Annotated in this window: 9 protein-coding genes; 2 read left to right on the forward strand and 7 right to left on the reverse strand. The window is 48.8% G+C overall.

Annotated elements, in window-relative coordinates; translation table 11 throughout:
• Positions 1-82: 82 nt before the first annotated feature.
• Positions 83-745, reverse strand: coding sequence for a protein-L-isoaspartate(D-aspartate) O-methyltransferase (locus AC5FX6_RS04210; protein WP_493596640.1), 663 nt, complete (start codon positions 743-745; stop codon positions 83-85).
• 241 nt (positions 746-986) lie between these two features.
• On the opposite strand from AC5FX6_RS04210, the gene AC5FX6_RS04215 reads away from it, so the two are divergent.
• The gene (locus AC5FX6_RS04215) at positions 987-1,574 is read left to right on the forward strand and encodes a riboflavin synthase (RefSeq protein WP_493595774.1); all 588 of its coding nucleotides are present in this window, start codon (positions 987-989) and stop codon (positions 1,572-1,574) included.
• A gap of 3 nt (positions 1,575-1,577) precedes the next feature.
• Here the strand turns inward: AC5FX6_RS04215 and AC5FX6_RS04220 are convergent, their stop codons facing one another.
• From AC5FX6_RS04220 to hemF, 4 genes are all read right to left on the reverse strand, one after another.
• Positions 1,578-2,510 (reverse strand): DUF4249 family protein, encoded by a 933-nt coding sequence (locus AC5FX6_RS04220; RefSeq protein WP_493595775.1) that lies wholly within the window; start codon positions 2,508-2,510, stop codon positions 1,578-1,580.
• 4 nt (positions 2,511-2,514) lie between these two features.
• Positions 2,515-4,836, reverse strand: a complete 2,322-nt coding sequence (locus AC5FX6_RS04225; RefSeq protein ID WP_493595776.1) for a TonB-dependent receptor — start codon at positions 4,834-4,836, stop codon at positions 2,515-2,517.
• An 87-nt stretch (positions 4,837-4,923) separates the two neighbouring features.
• Positions 4,924-5,511 carry a phosphatase PAP2 family protein gene (locus AC5FX6_RS04230; protein ID WP_493595777.1) on the reverse strand — a complete coding sequence of 196 codons (588 nt, stop codon included), beginning with the start codon at positions 5,509-5,511 and terminating at the stop codon, positions 4,924-4,926.
• A 2-nt stretch (positions 5,512-5,513) separates the two neighbouring features.
• A complete protein-coding gene (hemF, locus tag AC5FX6_RS04235; protein ID WP_493595778.1) occupies positions 5,514-6,413 on the reverse strand; it encodes an oxygen-dependent coproporphyrinogen oxidase in 900 nt (299 codons plus the stop codon).
• Positions 6,414-6,605: 192 nt separating this feature from the next.
• Here hemF and AC5FX6_RS04240 point away from each other — a divergent pair, with 192 nt between their 5' ends.
• Positions 6,606-8,684 carry an alpha-ketoacid dehydrogenase subunit alpha/beta gene (locus AC5FX6_RS04240; protein WP_493595779.1) on the forward strand — a complete coding sequence of 693 codons (2,079 nt, stop codon included), beginning with the start codon at positions 6,606-6,608 and terminating at the stop codon, positions 8,682-8,684.
• A gap of 85 nt (positions 8,685-8,769) precedes the next feature.
• On the opposite strand, the gene AC5FX6_RS04245 is transcribed toward AC5FX6_RS04240, so the two are convergent.
• Positions 8,770-15,177: a T9SS type A sorting domain-containing protein gene (locus AC5FX6_RS04245; protein WP_493595780.1), complete on the reverse strand. Its 6,408-nt coding sequence runs from the start codon at positions 15,175-15,177 to the stop codon at positions 8,770-8,772.
• 314 nt (positions 15,178-15,491) lie between these two features.
• Positions 15,492-17,936: a translocation and assembly module lipoprotein TamL gene (gene tamL, locus AC5FX6_RS04250; protein WP_493595781.1), complete on the reverse strand. Its 2,445-nt coding sequence runs from the start codon at positions 17,934-17,936 to the stop codon at positions 15,492-15,494.
• Positions 17,937-17,941: the final 5 nt, after the last annotated feature.

Consider the following 17,941-nt stretch of genomic DNA (forward strand, 5'->3'; position numbering starts at 1 on the left):
CAGTTCTATAAAATCTGACGCAAAGATAGGGCACGAAAGGCCAAACTAAAAACCGCCCTATAATTAAGATAGTGTTACTATATTAAAGAGAAGGAGCATCCCAGCCCGATTTGCCCAGTAGCGGCACAAACTTAAAATCGGCAAACTCCTCCTGCGTAAATTCGTTTTCGCCCGTGCGGGTGATGCGTAGCATTTTCTGGCTTGACTCACCACCAACAGGTATAACCAAAATACCGCCCAGGTTTAGCTGACTAACAAGTGTCTTGGGTATACCCGGTGCACCAGCCGTTACGATAATCTTATCATATGGAGCATGGGCCGGTAAGCCCTGCGAACCGTCGCCGTGGAAGGTATGCGGGAAAAGTCCGTACGTCTTAAAAAACTTCACCGCCTTATCATAAAGAGGCTTATTATACTCGATCGTATAAACGGAAGGAGTGATCTGAAGCAGGACACAGCATTGGTAACCCGAACCTGTGCCAATTTCAAGCACTTTATCGGTAGGCTTTAACCTGAGCAGTTCCGTCTGGAAAGCGACGGTATACGGTTGTGAGATGGTTTGTCCTTCACCAATCGGGAAAGCTTTGTCCTGGTAGGCCTGCTCCAGAAAGGCTTTTTCGAAGAAAAAATGACGGGGAACAGTTTCGATTGCCGCTAACACTCTTTCATCGCGTATACCTTTGTCTCTCAACTGTTTTACCAAGGCGCGGCGCATGCCTTTGTGCTTGTACAAATCTGTCTGCATTTCCCTTTGTTTGTAACGGTTAATAAAGTAGCGCTGTAGCGGTATTTTCATGTATAGGAGAACCCTTATGCATTAAATCAGCATTCGCCACAACTGCCATATGCGAAAATAAGCATACCAAGGCACAGTTACCTAACCAAGCAGTAATTTAATCTCGCCACACGTCGATAAACTTAGCCTAACCGTGTTTTTAAATAAAATCATAGCTAATTTTGAGTCCAGATCATAACCGAACAAACCTATGTTTACAGGTATAATAGAAGGTATGGGCCAGGTATTGGCCATTCAGGAGGAAGGCAGCAACAAGCACTTTACGCTCTCAGCCCCATTCACGAACGAGTTGCAGATCGACCAGAGTGTAGCCCACAACGGGATTTGCCTGACTGTCGTGAATATCACTGAAACCGGCTATACCGTAACAGCTATTGACGAAACGCTTCAGAAAACCAACCTGAACAGCCTGAAAGTAGGCGATAAGGTAAACCTGGAGCGCTGCATGAGTGCCAATGGCCGCTTCGACGGGCACATCGTGCAGGGACATGTAGACCAGGTGGCTGTATGCGAATCTGTAGAAGACCAGAATGGCAGTTGGGTGTTCACCTTCCGCTATGACCCTACTTTGGGAAATGTTACGGTTGAGAAGGGCTCCGTGACTGTCAATGGGATCAGCCTGACGGTCGTGAATTCACAGGAGGACCGTTTTTCTGTCGCGATTATACCTTATACCTACGAGCACACTAATTTGCACCAGGTGAAGCCCGGCTCCACTGTCAATCTGGAGTTTGACATCATCGGGAAGTACGTAGCGCGCCTGTTAGGGAAGTCGTGATCACTATTTTACAATGATCTGATGCTGGGTAACCCCATAACCTCCCCATATACCCAAGCCACCATTGATATTTGAACGGGTGGTATTAGGAGACCCTATGGGACTGCCATTGTTATTACGTTCGTTTTCCAAGGTATACCAGAAGCGGTAGTGCGCCAGATCGATGGCTGCCCAACGAACTACGATCGTATCTCCTTTGCCAAAAAAACCATAGGTATCTAAGTCAGGAGTACTGCCCCGAGGTTCACCACGGTCTAAGGGGTAGCTTAGATTCTGCACGCCATTGATCAGCTCGTCATTAAAAACGGAGGCAAATAAACCGGGGTAAAAAGGCTCACTGTTTCGCTTGGTGAAGTAGCGCACACTATTGCCTAAAGTATCCGGGTCGCGGTAGCGGTAATAAAGCGTGAAAAGGCTATCCTGTTGCGGGTCAGGGTGCGGTTGTAGAAAAAGCTCTTCTAAAGGATTTAAATTAGGAATAGTAGTTGAAGAGGTTAGCACACGCCCTTCGTGGCTAATGCGCAATTGGTAGCTTTTGCCCACTTCACCTATCAGCTCATCCGAGGTATAGACATAAAAGATAAAGCCACTGCCGCTGCTCAGTTGACTTTCAGGTATAGCATACTGCGCTGACACCAACCGACGCAGTTCAGGCGTGAAAGCAGCTGCAGGTACTTCCTGCAAGGTATAGCTTTGACCGGCTGAAATGACCGCTACCTGTGCGCCGTGTACAAAACTGGCTTCCAGGTCAGCGGGAGAAAAACCCGCAAACACAGGCATACTTCGCGTCAGCACCACGACCGGCGGAGCGCCCTGTTCAATATGTCCCTCTACAACCAGCTGTTCCTGTCCTTCGGGTAGATCAATAATCAAGGTCTCTTCGCAGGCAAACAAGAGAGGAAATAAGCTAAGGAGTAGGTATTTTCTTAAATTCATGGCATTACCATTTAAAATTCCAGGTGGCGGAAGGCAGTGGGAAAGGTATAAGGGACACCTTTTTGGCCTGCACCTGTGTCTCGGAGCTATAAGGTGCGCCTTCGCTATCGATGTAGTATAAGAACGGATTGCGGCGACCGTACACATTGTAGATGGCAAAGGTCCAACTCGACTGTAATCGTCGCTGTGCCTTGCCCTCCAGGGTGGCAGAGAGGTCTAGTCGATGAAAAGGCTCCATTCGAAAACTGTTGCGATCACCGTATTGATAGTTGACAGTCCCTTCGATTATATAGCGTCGCTCGGGCATGGTGGTGGCCTGACCAGTACCATACACAAAACTGCCCCCAAATGTCCAGCGTGGGTTGAGTTTGTATGTGGCCACTACTGATACATCTTGCCGCCGATCGAAACGGGCAGGAAAAGTTCTTCCCTGATTGAGGTCAGGGAAGGTGCGGTCGGTACGTGACAAAGTATAGCCGAGCCAGCCCTGCAGGTCTCCGTAGTTCTTGCGCAGGAAAAATTCTGCCCCATAGGACTCACCGCTTCCCCGTACAAATTCATACTCCAGATCACGATTGGAAGGGCCCGCCACAAATCCCTCCCGGTACTCCAGTTGATTCTCCATGGTCTTGTAGTATACCTCGACAGAACCTTCGTACATGTTTTGGCCGAAACTCTGGAAATAGCCCACCGCATATTGCGAGGCCCGTTGAGGTTCTACAATGGCAGAGCTTGGCACCCAGACATCCAAAGGTAAGGTGGTATAGGCGTTTGAAACCAAATGAAGGTACTGCGCAGAACGGGTATAACTGGCCTTGATAGATGATGCAGCCGTTAAGGTATAGCGCACAGACACCCGCGGCTCCAAGGCATGATACGTTTGAACACGTTCATTGGCAGCATAGGCCACTGAATCAACGGGGCGCTCGTTTTGGTCGAAGGTATAAAAAGTAAAAGGCCCTATTTGAGAAAACAGGCTTGCCCGCAGACCAAGACTGAGTAGAAGACGATCCGTCACATTCCAGTCATCGGACAGGTATAGCGCTCCTTCATGCGCTGTTTTCGACAGAATACGATCAGTTGAAAAGACATCACCTTCCGAAGTTTCGGCGCTCCCAGAGCGAGGCCGTAGGATATGATGGGTATAATGCAAACCATACTGGAAATGATGGTATGCAGAAGGAGAGTAGACAAAATCAGTCCGTAAGGAATAGTCACGCACCCCAGTTTCCACGGCTGTCCTGATTCCCCCGAAATCCCAGTCAAAGCTGAAGTCATAATCACTCAATATACCGGACACATCGACTTGATGCTTATCTGAGAACTGATGATTCCAGCGTGCCGTGGCGGCGGCATTGCCCCATTGGAAATCGGCCACAAAGCGGCCGGAAGAGAGTGTGAGCGCCCCTACATCTTTACCATAATAGCCACTCAGGTATAGCCGGTCTTTGGGAGACAAGGTATAGGAAAGCTTCCCGTTAAAGTCATAAAAGTAATAAGGCACGCCACCTTGCTCCGTGTTGCGCAGAAAAGGCCCGAAGAGCGCATCCACATAAGTACGGCGGGCGGAAAAGATGAATGTTGCCTTCTCCTTCACCAATGGCCCCTGCAAAGTGAGGCGAGACGCAATCAGGCCTATGCCACCCTCAGCCTGCAAGCTGTCCGAGCTGCCTTCTCGCAGTTCGACATCCAACACTGATGAAAGGCGTCCGCCATACCTGGCTGGCATATTCCCTTTGATTAAAGTAGCTTTGCTGATCGCATCGCTATTGAAGACAGAGAAGAAGTTGAGCAAGTGTCCGGGATTGTAAACTACTGCCTGATCTAGCTGCACGAGGTTCTGATCAGCTCCTCCGCCACGCACATAAAAGCCGGTGTTGCCCTCACCCCCTGACTGAACGCCAGGCAAAAGCTGAACAGTTTTCATGATATCCGTCTCACCGAACAGCACAGGCAAGGTTTTCACAGATTCCATAGGGATATCGAGTTCGCCCATCACAGCAGTTTGCGTAATCGGCTTGAGTCGCGTCCCGATCACTTCGACTTCGCGGGTGCTGTAAGTAGCCTGTGTCAGTTGCAGATCAAGCGTTTCATTCCGAAAAAGCTGCAGGTTGATTTCCCGGTTTTCATAACCGATATAGCGAATAAGCAAGGTATAGCTACCGGCAGGCGCACTTAGGCTATACCTTCCATCAGGTTCAGACACTGTACCAACGGAAGGCCGCTCTTGTAAACTGATAGAGGCACCGGCCAGAGGCTCGGCCGTAGTAGCATCCAGTACCCGACCACGCAGCACAAAGCCTTCCTGTGCCCACGCGGGTAGCATCGGCAGGATAAGAAGCAGCAGGAGTAATATATGTCGTAGTTGCAAGTCAGGAATCGGCTGTTCTAACAATACGTCAGAAACAGCGGATCATGCCAAAGGTTTGTGCTGAAAGCGGGTATATTTTCGCAGCCAGAAGCGGTACCCTACAACTGCCAGCATCGCTGTACCAGTACCTACCAAAGCGCCGCCCAGCGTATCTCCCGGATAATGTACACCCAGGTAAATGCGTGAGTAAGAAACCACCACTGCCCAGACCACCAGAAATACCTTGAAGAACAGGTAGCGATCCGAGAGGATTAGGTTAAAGAAAACCGCCAGCGCAAATCCTGTAGAAGCATGGGAAGAAAGAAAGCCAAACTGACCGCCACAGCCACGCACTAGGTTGACCATAGCAGAAATCTCCGGATCGTGGCAGGGGCGCAAACGGGCAAAATAAGGCTTGAAGATGCCTGAGGCCACATAATCGGCCAGGCCTATACCTGCCACAGCCATCAGCAACATGGGGATGCTCTGCAGTTTGTAGCGCCAGATGATGTAGCCAATCAGCAAAATATAGAATGGCACCCAGAAGTACTTGTTTGAAACGGTGACCATGACCGTGTCCCAGAACGGGCTTTGTTGATCGTTCAGAAACAGGAACAACTCCTGGTCCAGCTTCTCCAGTTGATCCAGCATGCTTACTTGATATTGATCCAGTCAATGTCTTTTTTGAGATAGCGCAGGGTTTCCTCTTCTGACCCGCCTAGCTCAGGCTTGTGGTTGTAAACCCAGGAAGCATGCAGCGGCAGACTCATCAGAATAGACTCTATACGGCCATTGGTGGCCAACCCGAATTTGGTGCCACGATCGTACACGAGGTTGAACTCCACATAGCGGCCACGGCGGATCAATTGCCATTGTTTCTCATGTTCACCATATGCCAGCTCACGATTCTGGTTGATGATCCTGGTATAGAAAGGGGCGAAAGCATAGGCCACGTCACGCACAAAGGCAAAGCGCTGTTCCATGCTGATCTCGTCGGTCGCCATCAGTCGGTCAAAGAATATACCGCCCACGCCGCGAGTCTCCTGTCGGTGCTCATTGTAAAAATAGTCATCGGCCCATTTCTTGAACTCCGGATAATAGGAGGGATGGTGCTTGTCGCAAACGGCCTTCATGGCCTCGTGGAATTCACGGGCCTGTTCCAGATCCACATAGATCGGCGTGAGGTCAATGCCGCCGCCGAACCAGGCTGTTCCGTCACCTGCTTCAAAATAGCGCACGTTCATGTGCGTGATCGGCACCATGGGGCTGTGTGGGTGCATGACCACTGAAACGCCAGTCGCGAAGAACTTCGGATCGGGCATTTGCAGCATTTTCAGAAACTGGGGAGAGAGCTCACCCTGTACTGCCGAGAAGTTGACGCCACCTTTTTCGAGCACGTTTCCGTCTTCGATGATGCGGGAAATGCCGCCGCCGCCCTGCTCGTGCTGCCATTCGTCCTTCTGGAACGTAGCACCGCCATCGCAGTTTTCAAGGTCGCGGACCAGATCCAGCTGGAACTGGCGCATAAAAGCTTCAACTTCTTCTCTGAACATTTTATAGACGTTAGATGTAGACACAAGAGACCAGATTTTTGGGAAAGTCATACCTGAAAACCAGCATACAGCGTTACAGACCAAAAATCAGAACACAAAATTACCAAATAATGCCCGCTCTACCCAGCTTAAGATAGTATTTTAGAAAAAGGGCATTTTTTCTTAATTTCGGGCAACAACTACGCGCAATCTATGTCAAAAGAATTGATGGAGGCTTTTAAGATTGATACAACCATTCTTAAGAAAGCTTACCGACTGATGATAACTGCCAAAACCTTGGCAGACACCTACGAAGAAAACAAGACCATTTGCAGCAAATACGTGCACAGCACCTCGCGCGGGCACGAAGCAATTCAGTTGGCCACGGCTTTCCAGCTCAAACCCTACGACTTCGCCTCGCTCTACTACCGCGATGATTCTGTGTTGCTGGGTATAGGCATGCAGCCCTACGAGCTGATGCTGCAGCTGATGGCCAAAGCCGATGATCCTTTTTCGGGAGGGCGTACTTATTACGGTCACCCGTCACTTCGCCGTGAAGGATTTCCGACCATACCACACCAAAGTTCTGCTACTGGCATGCAGGCTATACCTGCCACAGGTATGGCGCACGCCATTTCCTACTTTGAGTCGCAGGGACTTTCAAACAGTGAGGAAAAGCCAGTTGTGCTCTGCTCACTCGGTGACGGCTCTGTAACAGAAGGCGAAGTGGCTGAGGCGTTCCAGATGGCAGTGCTCAAAAACTTGCCGATCGTATACCTGGTGCAGGACAACGATTGGGGTATTTCGGCCACCGGCAAGGAAATGCGCGCCATGGATGCCTATGAATATGCGGGAGGTTTCAAAGGAATGGAGCGCCTGCGTGTAAACGGTTCTGACTTTGCTGAGTCATATGAAGGTATGCGGGTGGCGTTTGAGTATGTACGGGAAGTGCGCAAGCCTATACTGGTACATGCTAAAGTACCTTTGCTGGGTCACCATACCTCGGGAGTTCGCCGTGAATGGTACCGCGGGAACAACCTGCAGGAGCACAGCGTGAATGATCCGATCCCGAAACTGCGCCAGGCCTTACTGGAAGCAGATGTCACTTCTGAAGAGATACAGTGGCTGGAGCAGGAGGCTCAAAAAAATGTGGCCGAAGATTACCAACGTGCCTTGGATGCGCCAGTGCCCGATCCGGTTACTTTCGATCAACATGAATTCGCCCCAACACCTGTTACTGAGGAGAAAGGTGAGCGCAGCCCATCCGGTACTGACAAAGCCATCATGGTAGACGCTGCGCTCCACGCTGTCGATGATATTCTGCGAACCTATCCTGAGGCTCTTTTTTATGGTCAGGATGTAGGAGGGGAGCTTGGTGGCGTATTCCGGGAAGCAGCGCTGTTGGCTAAGAAATATGGTGACAGCCGTGTATTCAATACCCCCATCCAGGAAGCCTACATTGTGGGCTCTACGGCAGGTATGTCAGCAGTAGGCGCTAAGGCAATTGTAGAAATCCAGTTTGCCGACTACATCTGGCCAGGTATGAACCAGTTGGTAGAAGAGTTATCAAAGAGCTGCTATTTGTCCATGGGCAAGTTCCCGGTGCAGTCGCTGATCCGTGTGCCGATCGGGGCTTACGGTGGCGGTGGCCCGTACCACTCTGGCAGTATAGAGTCTACCTTGCTGACCATACGCGGTATCAAAGTAGTATATCCAAGCAATGCCGCCGATATGAAAGGCCTGATGAAAGCTGCCTTCCTGGACCCGAACCCCGTGGTCATGCTCGAACACAAAGGCCTATACTGGTCTAAAGTGGCCGGCACTGAAGACGCCAAAACAGTGGAGCCGGATGAAAACTACATCCTGCCACTTGGCAAAGCCAATATCGTGCAACATGCCAGCGACGAGGAGATCCGTATGGGTAATTCCCTAACCGTGATCACTTATGGTATGGGTGTATACTGGGCTAAAACTGCTTCAAAGCAATTCCCGGGTAGCGTTGAGATCCTCGACTTGCGTACCCTCAATCCGCTGGATTTTGAGGCCGTTGTTGCCTCTGTTCGCCGCCACGGCAAAGCCCTGGTGCTGACAGAAGAGCCGTTGATGAACTCGTTTGCAGAGTCACTGGCGGGCCGCATCTCCAAAGAATGCTTTCAGCAGCTGGACGCACCGGTCTATACCTTGGGCGCTGCCAACTTGCCGGCTATACCTTTGAATGTGGAGCTGGAGAAAATGATGCTGCCAAATCCGGAAAAAGTAGCTGCGTGTATTGAAGAGTTGTTGAATTACTAGCCTCTGTTCATTAGCATCAATCACGAGAACCTTAAGACATAAAAAAGCCTCTGCAAATGCAGAGGCTTTTTAGTTTAAGTTTGGATCAATGCTTGAGAAGGCTTATGGATTGATTTAATGTATCAGATTGTATTCGGATGATGTATTTTTCTGTAGAGAGGTCAGAAACCTGGATAGTATGCAAATCACCTCCTGTAGCCGCAAACTGTCGAACCACACGGCCATCCACCGCAATGATAGAAACCTGGTAAGTACCACCTGGTAATCTGGACAGGTCGAGTGTAGTGTAGTGCTGGGCTGGGTTCGGATAAATTCTTGCTTTTGCATCCTCTTGCAATACGCTTTGACTTTGAACCGCTACAACTTTGCTATACTCGTAAGTGCCATCTTCATCGACTTGCTTTAGTCTGTAGTAGATTGTTCCGGTGGGTACTTTACTATCCGTAAACTTGTAATTCCTGACAAGGCTACTCGTTCCTGCACCATCTACCTTACCAACAGCTTCAAAATGTTTCCCGTCTGTGCTGCGCTCAATCACGAAATGGTCATTATTCAGTTCTGATGCTGTAGCCCAAGCCAGCAGCACGTTTGGATGCTGCATAATTGCATGGAATCGGATCAGAGTAACCGGCAGTGGAATGATTGATCTGGCATCTCTGAAGTTATACTCGTTGTTAGCGTTCAACTGCATAATAGCTGCAGCACCACTGGAATCTTCGTCAAACAGGTCAACCAGTCCATCCTTATCCGAATCCTTGTAATAGCTGGTTTCAGCATTGAGGTAGGCAGGAATACCACCTACAATTTCCATCCAATCCGGTATGCCGTTCCTGTTGGCATCTGCCGTAGTATAGAATCCTTTGCCAGTAGCTGCCTCAAATCGAGCAGCTCTGGCCTTCAGGTCGTCGAGTGCGGCACCATCGTTATTGTCGTCAAAGGCTTCGATGTAATCGGCAACCCCATCTTCGTCAGTGTCACGGTCCAGGTAATCGAAGAACATGTCTTCATCCGTGTTCACCGGCTCGAGATGCTTTCCTGTGACTGTACATTGGCAAAGGGAATCCCAGCCGTCGTAGGCGTCATCCAATCCATCACGATCGGAATCCACCAAACTCCTAGGTATAAAGCCATGGGTAGGTTGCGCTTCGATATAATCAAGCAAACTATCATTGTCTGCATCAATATCCATGTAGTCAGGTATTCCATCTGCATCTGAATCAACAACTCCAAACACGCTATTTCCTGAGTTTGCGCCTATTTGAATGGCCACCGGCATACCGTTTTCGCTTACGGCACCTTTGATGGTACCTTTTTGGGTATCATAGATTTCCTCAGCTGGTGTTTTGCCCAGATTAGCTTCCAGTACATTTGTAAGGCCATCGCCGTCAATGTCAAGGTCGTAGTCGTTGAGTACACCATCCATATCCAGATCAAACCAGTCGTTGATGCCATCGCCATTCAGGTCACGGAATGTGCCATAAAACGGGTGCATATAGGCAGGGTCGTAGAAATTGAACTGACCATTACCGTTGTGGTCACCAAATGGATTTGCACCTTTGTTTGAATCACTATCCGAGATACCATCATTGTTGTCGTCGATGTCAACAGCGTCAGCTATGCCATCCTGATCCCAGTCGTCGTGCAGGCTGAAAGTGATCGAATTGACAGATTCATTGTTAAACTCGTCGACAGTTCTGATAGTTACCGTGTAGGAGCCAGCCCTAAGCGCTAAGCGGTCAGTCACCACCAGCCTGCCATCAGCTCGCAATGAAACGCCGGCAGGTAAGCTACCACTCACAACATTCGCTCCCAGAATGTCACCATCCAAATCACTCGCGCTTGCCACCACATCGTTGTTGCGCAGGAAATGGAAGTGTACGTTGCTATAATGCTGGACGTAAGTCGCTTCCCTATCCACTACTGCGAATACTATGGCAGCTGTGTTATTGCCACTCGCTGTTTTGCCGCCATTGGGGTCGTACTCATTTGCCGCCGATACAAACACCTGGTTGGAATATGTGGCTGCTACGGTGGTGGTTACTGTAAGTACCAATTCCTTTGTTTCGTTTACAGCCAGGTCTCCAATCGTCCAGGTACCCGTGTTGCTGTCGTAGGATGTTCCCTGGGGTGCCAGCACATTGCCAAGACTCAGATACTCCGATACTATACCGGTCAGTGCCACACCTGTAGCTTCATTAGGGCCATTGTTCGATGCCTTGAATGTAATGGTATAGGTCTGGTTTACAAAGTAAGGCCCTTCACTCACTAGTACTTGCACGGCAACATCAGCAGTGCCGGAAGTTACAAAGCTCGTGGTGGCAGTGTTATTGGTTGCAATCGGGTCATATTCTGTAGCAGTGTCTATGGAAGCTGTCGTTGCATACGATCCAGCCACGGTAGGAACAACACGCAGTTGCAGCGTCTGCATTTCGCCGGCCAGTAAGTCAGATCCGAAACTCCAGATGCCGGTAGTAGCGTCATATACACCTATTGATTCAACAGCCTCCAGCACTTGCAAACCCTCAACCAGCAGATCTTTAATAGAAACATTGCTCGCCGCATCCGGACCATTATTGATTACCTGAATGGTGCGCATCGTAGGAACGCCCACATAATAAGGTCCGGCAGCAATCAGATTCCTTACCTCTAGTTCCGCAACGGGAACTACCGTTAATACAGCCACTGCCCGGTTATTGTCCATTACGTTATCGTATTGATCTGCTGCTGTAACACCACCACCCAGGTTTAATCGGCCAGTCTGGTTCGGTATACCTACCACATAAATTGTTTTGGATTCTCCCGAAGCCAGCGTGCCTACATTCCATATACCTGTAGCGGGATCATAGGTAGTGCCGGTAGGAGCTTCAAAACTCTTAAAGTCTAATGAGCCGGTTCGGGTATCCTTACCTATCAGGCCTGTCACTGTATCAGGACCTTTATTCGTCACCGTGATGGCGAACGTAGCTTCTGTCAAACCTCTGTAGTACACACCATTTACAGCGCCTGTCACGTCCATGGTTATTTCAACATCGGCACGTTTCTGTACTGTGATCGTTTCAGAATCAGAGTCAGGGTTTGCGTTATTTCCCTGCGACTCATTTAAGCTTATAAGTGAGCTTGAAAAGGTGTAGTTTTTAGTGCCGGTCACGTTTACGTCAGCAAGAGGTTCCACCACCAGTATTAGTTCCGTAAACGCCTGAGATGCCAGTGTTCCGATGGACCAATTACCATTTACATAAGTACCTACTTTTGGTAGTGCCTGCTTTAGAGTCATACCTGGTGGCACGACCGCATCCAACGATAAATTACTGGCCGCATCCGGTCCTGTATTGATGACTTTCACGGTAAATGTGATCGCATCCCCTGTATAGTATGGTCCTGCAGATTTTATAACCTCGACAGCTATATCGGCAGTAATGATCCCATTACCGGATGTGATACTGTTCGATGCAGAATTGTTACCGTTTACATTGTCAAACTCCGTATGCGTTTGAGTAGCGGTAGTCGTAATGACAGCGCTATTCCTGATGATAGCCTGTATTGTTAAGACATGCGATTCGCCGTTAGCCAAATTACCGACATCCCATCGGCCGGTGACTGCATCGTAGCTGCCAATTGTAGCTGTTGCACCATTGAATTCAAGCGATTCAGGTAGTAAATCGTTTACTACTACATTGGTGGCACCGCTAGGACCATTGTTGCGCACGACCACCGTATAGGTCACCTGGTCACCCGGATAATACTTCCCATCAGTTGCCGTAGGAGCAGAAACCCTATTTGTAACGGCGACATCAGCCGTAGGGGCAACTGTAGCCGTTACAGTCGCAGCATCGTTGCTTTCTTCTCTGTCAAATTCAGGATGTGATTGCGACGATGAAAATTGTTTTTCACCTGGTGTAGCAGCCAGTACCGTGATATTGATAAACTGAGTCGCGTTCGGAAGGATGGATGGGATTGTCCATAGATAGGTACCCGTGTGAAAAGTGCCCGAAGAGCCATTCACACTCACATACGTCATACCGGGAGGCAGCAGGTTCTCTACCCGCACATTGGTCGCATTGTTAGGACCATTGTTGAACGCTCTTACCGTGTACACAATAGTCTGCCCCTGATTAGGCGTACTGTTGTTTACAGATACCATCAGTTCTACATCAGCACTAGGGTTGACTGTAATGGTATAGGTGGACACGTTGTTGGAGGCATTGTCATCTAGTTGATGCCCATCGCGTGCATTCAGAGAGGCAGTAGTAGATATGCTTCCGAGTTGAGACACCCGAGCATTCAATGTGAGCGTCTTCGTCTCATTAACCGCCAAGTTGCCAACCAACCAAATTCCTGTTACAGGGTCATATCCGGCTGGGGTAGTACCCTCCAACGTAAGTCCGGCAGGCAATTTATCTGTAATACTAACGCCTGTGGCAGCATTTGGGCCCAGGTTTCTGGCTGTTACCGTGTAAGTAACCAGGTCACCATTGTTGAAAGCAGTGCCGTTTACCGTGTTCCGCACTTGTATGTCAGCGGCTGGCACCACATTGATGGTCGCTGTACTGCTATTGTTGCTGGATACGTTGTCTGGTGTTTGACTGGCAGATATGGAAGCTGTGGAGCTGATGGAGCCCAAGACCCTAGGTATAGCCGTAATGGTCAGTGTTTGTGAGCCTCCAGAGCCAAGGTTTCCAACTGTCCAGATGCCAGTAGAACTATTGTAGGTGCCAACAGAAGGAGCGGCACTCACAAAGGTTAGATTATCAGCATTCAACAGGTCAGTCAAACTTACACCCGCAGCAGCCTGCGGGCCATTGTTGGTAAGCGTAACGGTATACGTGAAGGCTTTACCTATGATGTGCGGTCCCGGGGAAGCGACGTTGGTCACTGCCAGGTCTGCACTACAGTCGTAGGTATAAGCCACCTCCTGATTCACGGAATTGGTAAAGCCGTATGTCCAGGTGTTCACGGTATACAGGTCTCCAGCAAAGTTTGAAGCTGATCCCCAGATATGGACCCCCGATCCGGAAGGTACACCAAAAAGCTGGGTGCGTGCTCTGGAGGGATCAGTTGAGTTGGGGAATTTAGCTACATCCAGATTCGTGTTATCCCAGTACAATTCACTGTTATACGTGACTGGGGAGGTGGCTCCTGGCCTGACGTTACCTACCCGGAAACCATACATGTTGGTTTCGGCATCCCACACCGGAAAGTTGATAGGGGCACTGCCGTTTTTGAAACGGTATTTCATCGTGGTGCCGGAAGGCACTACCTGGCCTAAACCATTCAAACCGTTCCATTCAATACGCTTTGTGCCGGCAGGGCCTGTTTGTTCCAGAAGCACGTCTGCGGTACCCGGTTGATAACCATCTTGACCGTTCAAATCAATAAGTACCATAAAAGTGCTCTGTTCAGAGCTGGTACCTGCAAAGGTGGCACCGCCACGTCCTGCACTGGTGTTACAGTAATTGGTAACGTCTACACTAAAAGTCGGAGCACTGGCCGTAGGCCAAATGGTAGGGTCGGGGTCGTTCACAAAGTTGTAGAACTCCGGGTAGTCCCGCTGCGAGGTTTGGCTTCGTCGACGTGCCTCAAACGTTGCACCAGCAGCGGTTGTTGAACCGAAGCGGTTGGTTACAAACCTAAAAAAGTTCTGAGGGGCTATACCTGCCAATTCCAGCTTCTTGACATAAAAACGGTCAGTTTGTGTTTCGCTAGGTATAAGCGGGTACATGTTAAAGTCTTTGGAAAACAGGTTATCTGTGCCTCCAGCCGAAAAAGACCATAACTTACTGCGCATGCGGCCCTGCTTCTCCAAGCCATCTGCGCCGATTACCGTGAAGTCCCAGAGGTCGTAGACAGAGAAAAGCTGTCCATCTGTCAGGTTTGATTCGCCCACTTGCGTGAATTCAACCCAAAGATCAAGGTCTTCAGAACTATTATTATGGATTCCCAAGGGTGCATACCCTGTTGTAACAGCTGGTCTACCACCAAGTGTTGGACGATTAGGCCCCACCATAACCTGTGTTGGGGTACCGATGACACCGTTAGCTGCATTCAACAGCATGTGACGGGTAGAGCTCTGGTTGCGTGTTAAAGTAGTTTGTTGGACGATGGTGCCTGCTACATCAGTAGAACTAGTCCTTCTCCTAACAGTAATAATTAAATCACTTTGATTAGCGGTTGTCTGGTCGTGGATAGCACGCCTTACACCATAGTACAGCCTTTCACCTGCTTTTACACGAATCAATAAGCGATGATCCTCCGAAAAGGTAGCCCCATTTCTACTAAATCCGGCAGGTTTCAGAAAACTGAGGGATGTCATCTGCACGCCGTTAGCATTCGGAAAATTGGCGTCATGGGCTAAATAACCCACCTTGTCATTTCTGACGTCCGTTAATCCAAATGTATTGGTGTGAGGGGTTAACTGTTTGGAGCCTTCAGCGAAAATGAGAATAGGTAGCAATAGCAAGGCTATTGCCAAAAGCAGGCGTAAAGGTTGGGTCATATAGATAAGCGTAAAAGTGTGCCAGCAAATAATATCTCTTAATATCCTGCTCTCAATTAGCGCCCGAGTGACACCAACCAGATTTTGGCCTAACACACATGATAAGCTTATTAGTTTAATTCATTTCAAATATTTTCGACTCAAACCCCATATTATTTGAAAAATCACCTGAAACATTTGTTAAAGCTTATTATTAAGCTTCCAAAAGCAACGATGACATAAAATTAACAATGAATAGTGCAACCCGAAATTTATCTCCAGTGCGGATTTCCAGGTATAGCCACACAAATTTCGGGTGGTATAATACAATTTTATTAGAATGGATAACCTATACCAATATTGAGGTTCGTTCTACGATCAACAGGGTCAGTCTGCCTGAAAAAGTCAGAGAAGCGGAAGTCACGAATCACGAATTTGTTTCCGTTAATGTCTCCAGCCGGGTTGTATACCTGCGTCGCAAAATCAAATCGAAGGATCACTACAGAGAAGTTAAGGCGCAGACCAAAACCTGTTCCTACAGCGAGTTCTTTGTAAAAGCGATTGAACTGGAATTCAGATCCGGGCCGGTTGTCAGGCTTGAGCATCCATACATTTCCAGCGTCGACAAATACTGCTCCGTTTAGGAACCCCACCATATTGAAACGGTATTCTGCACTCGCCTCCAGCAGTACTTCACCGGGCTGTTCAGCAATATATCTTCTTTCAGTTTCTTCACCGTTCTCAGTTTCTGTGAGCACACGCCGATAGGAGCCAGGGCCTAAACGACGGGCCTGCCAGGCACGCACACTTGAAGCACCTCCGGCAAAGAAGTATTTATCGTAAGGTAACGCATTAGTACCGAACAGGGGACCGCCTACACCGGCATTTACACGATAAACAAAATAGCGCTGACCTCCCAACGGCAAATAGCGCCGGTAATCGGTGTTCAATTTGGCATATTGGAACTGCCGCAGGTTGCCTGTTTCAGGCAAAATACCCAGTTTGGCAGTAAGGCCGCCTACCTCGGTAAGCACACGCATGTAGCGGGCGTTGCGCGACTGCAAAAAGTCGTTTGTGTTGTAAATCAAGTTGAAGCCAACGAAAGAAATAAATCCGCTCCTGAAACTTTCTACAAAAGAACGGCTAAGCTGACTTAGCTCCCGCAGGTCTTCTGCAAAAGTGGGATCAATACGATTTACCTGAATAATATTGATGTTGATCGGCGAGAACACATACTGTACAGAAGGCGTCTGAAGAGGCCGCGGATACTTGTACCAGATGTAGTCAAGGGAGGCTTCGTAAATGCTTCTTTGAAACTCAGCACGATTTACGTTGGTGTAGCCGGTATATAATCGGGTCCTGGGATTGAAGTCCTGCAAAATATTCTTTCCTCCAAAGGGTAGAATAAAAAGTGGGAAAGTAAGCGCGGCATCGCCACCAAACTCCCGTATCATGACCGTTTCATCAGTTGCAATATTGATCTGCCCCTCCAAGCCTCCACGGATACCGAATTCCAGGTTCTCAGCTCCTCCGAAAACATTGCGTGTTTTTAGTCGGATACTAGAAAAAGGACCTGGTCTACGCTCGGTAAAATTCATACCCAGTTCAGCCGTTTCCTGAAACTTCTTGGCGGGGAGGGCATTGATAAAGGCATTCAGCTGATTGGCAGCAGTAGAGTCCGTCAGGTCTGTGATCTTACTGTAATTGACGTTGTTAAACTGAAACACATCCATTTCAGCCAATCGCCTTTGCGTCAGTGAGCTACGAAACTGGCTGTATCGTTGCCCAGGGTATACAGACACCTTCTTGTCCAGAATACTTGTCGAAAACTTCTGGTCGTAAGCCAGGTACTTTACATTGTTATACTCGACGGTGTCCCGCACGAGGCCAAAGCGATCAGCATCCGTTTTAAAGTATACGTTTCGGATGGTATAGGCTTTGTGAAATGGCTGGTCTTCAGGGTTTTGGATAATTGTATGGACCCGTACGGTATTTCCTCCGAAGCTCGTATCGACATCAAACTCAATGTAAGCCCGAGCAAAGTCAAAATAGCCATTGTGGCGAATCATCTCGTACAGACGGTCACGCTCGGCGCTAAGCACTTGCTCGTCGTATACATCGCCTAGCTTGAGTAGTGACCTGTCTTCATAACGCTTCACTACCTGCAGCAATGAGTCATCAGGTATGTTGTAGTTGAACTCACTGTAGCGGTAAGGCTCGTTCTCGACGATATTAATTGTGATATATGCTTTTTTGCCCTTTACCTGTTTTTCATAGCTTGCTTCGTGATTAAAGAAGCCTTTGGTGTTCATGTAGATATCCAACTGGTCCATCGTGCGCTCCATCAACAGCGAGTCATATATGGCAGGTGGCTCACCGATCTGCATCAACAGGTTACCCTGTTCTTTGCGGTCACGCTGGCGGGCTATGCGCCGGTCAAAACGGTCCTGAATACGGCGTACCTTTGTTGAATCGTCAGCCTGAGCTACTTTTTCGGTTCGCTTGGCACGTAATTTTTGAATCCGCTCGTCAATACGGCTCGGACTATAGAATCTTTTCCCGAAATTATAAATTGCCAGATAAGGCGTGGAAGCAAGAAAGGTACGGTTGGGCCGCTGCTGGTAAACAGCTTCTACATCAGTCTGGCTGATGTGTTCCAGGCCTTTGGGTTCTATACCTAACAAGAGCTGTTCATTCTCACCCAAATTCTTGGTTGGCACGCAGGCAGCGAAACTTATAATTGTAATTACCAGCCCGAATATGTAACATCGTGTTTTCAAACGAT

Source organism: Pontibacter sp. LHS2 (assembly GCF_058932845.1).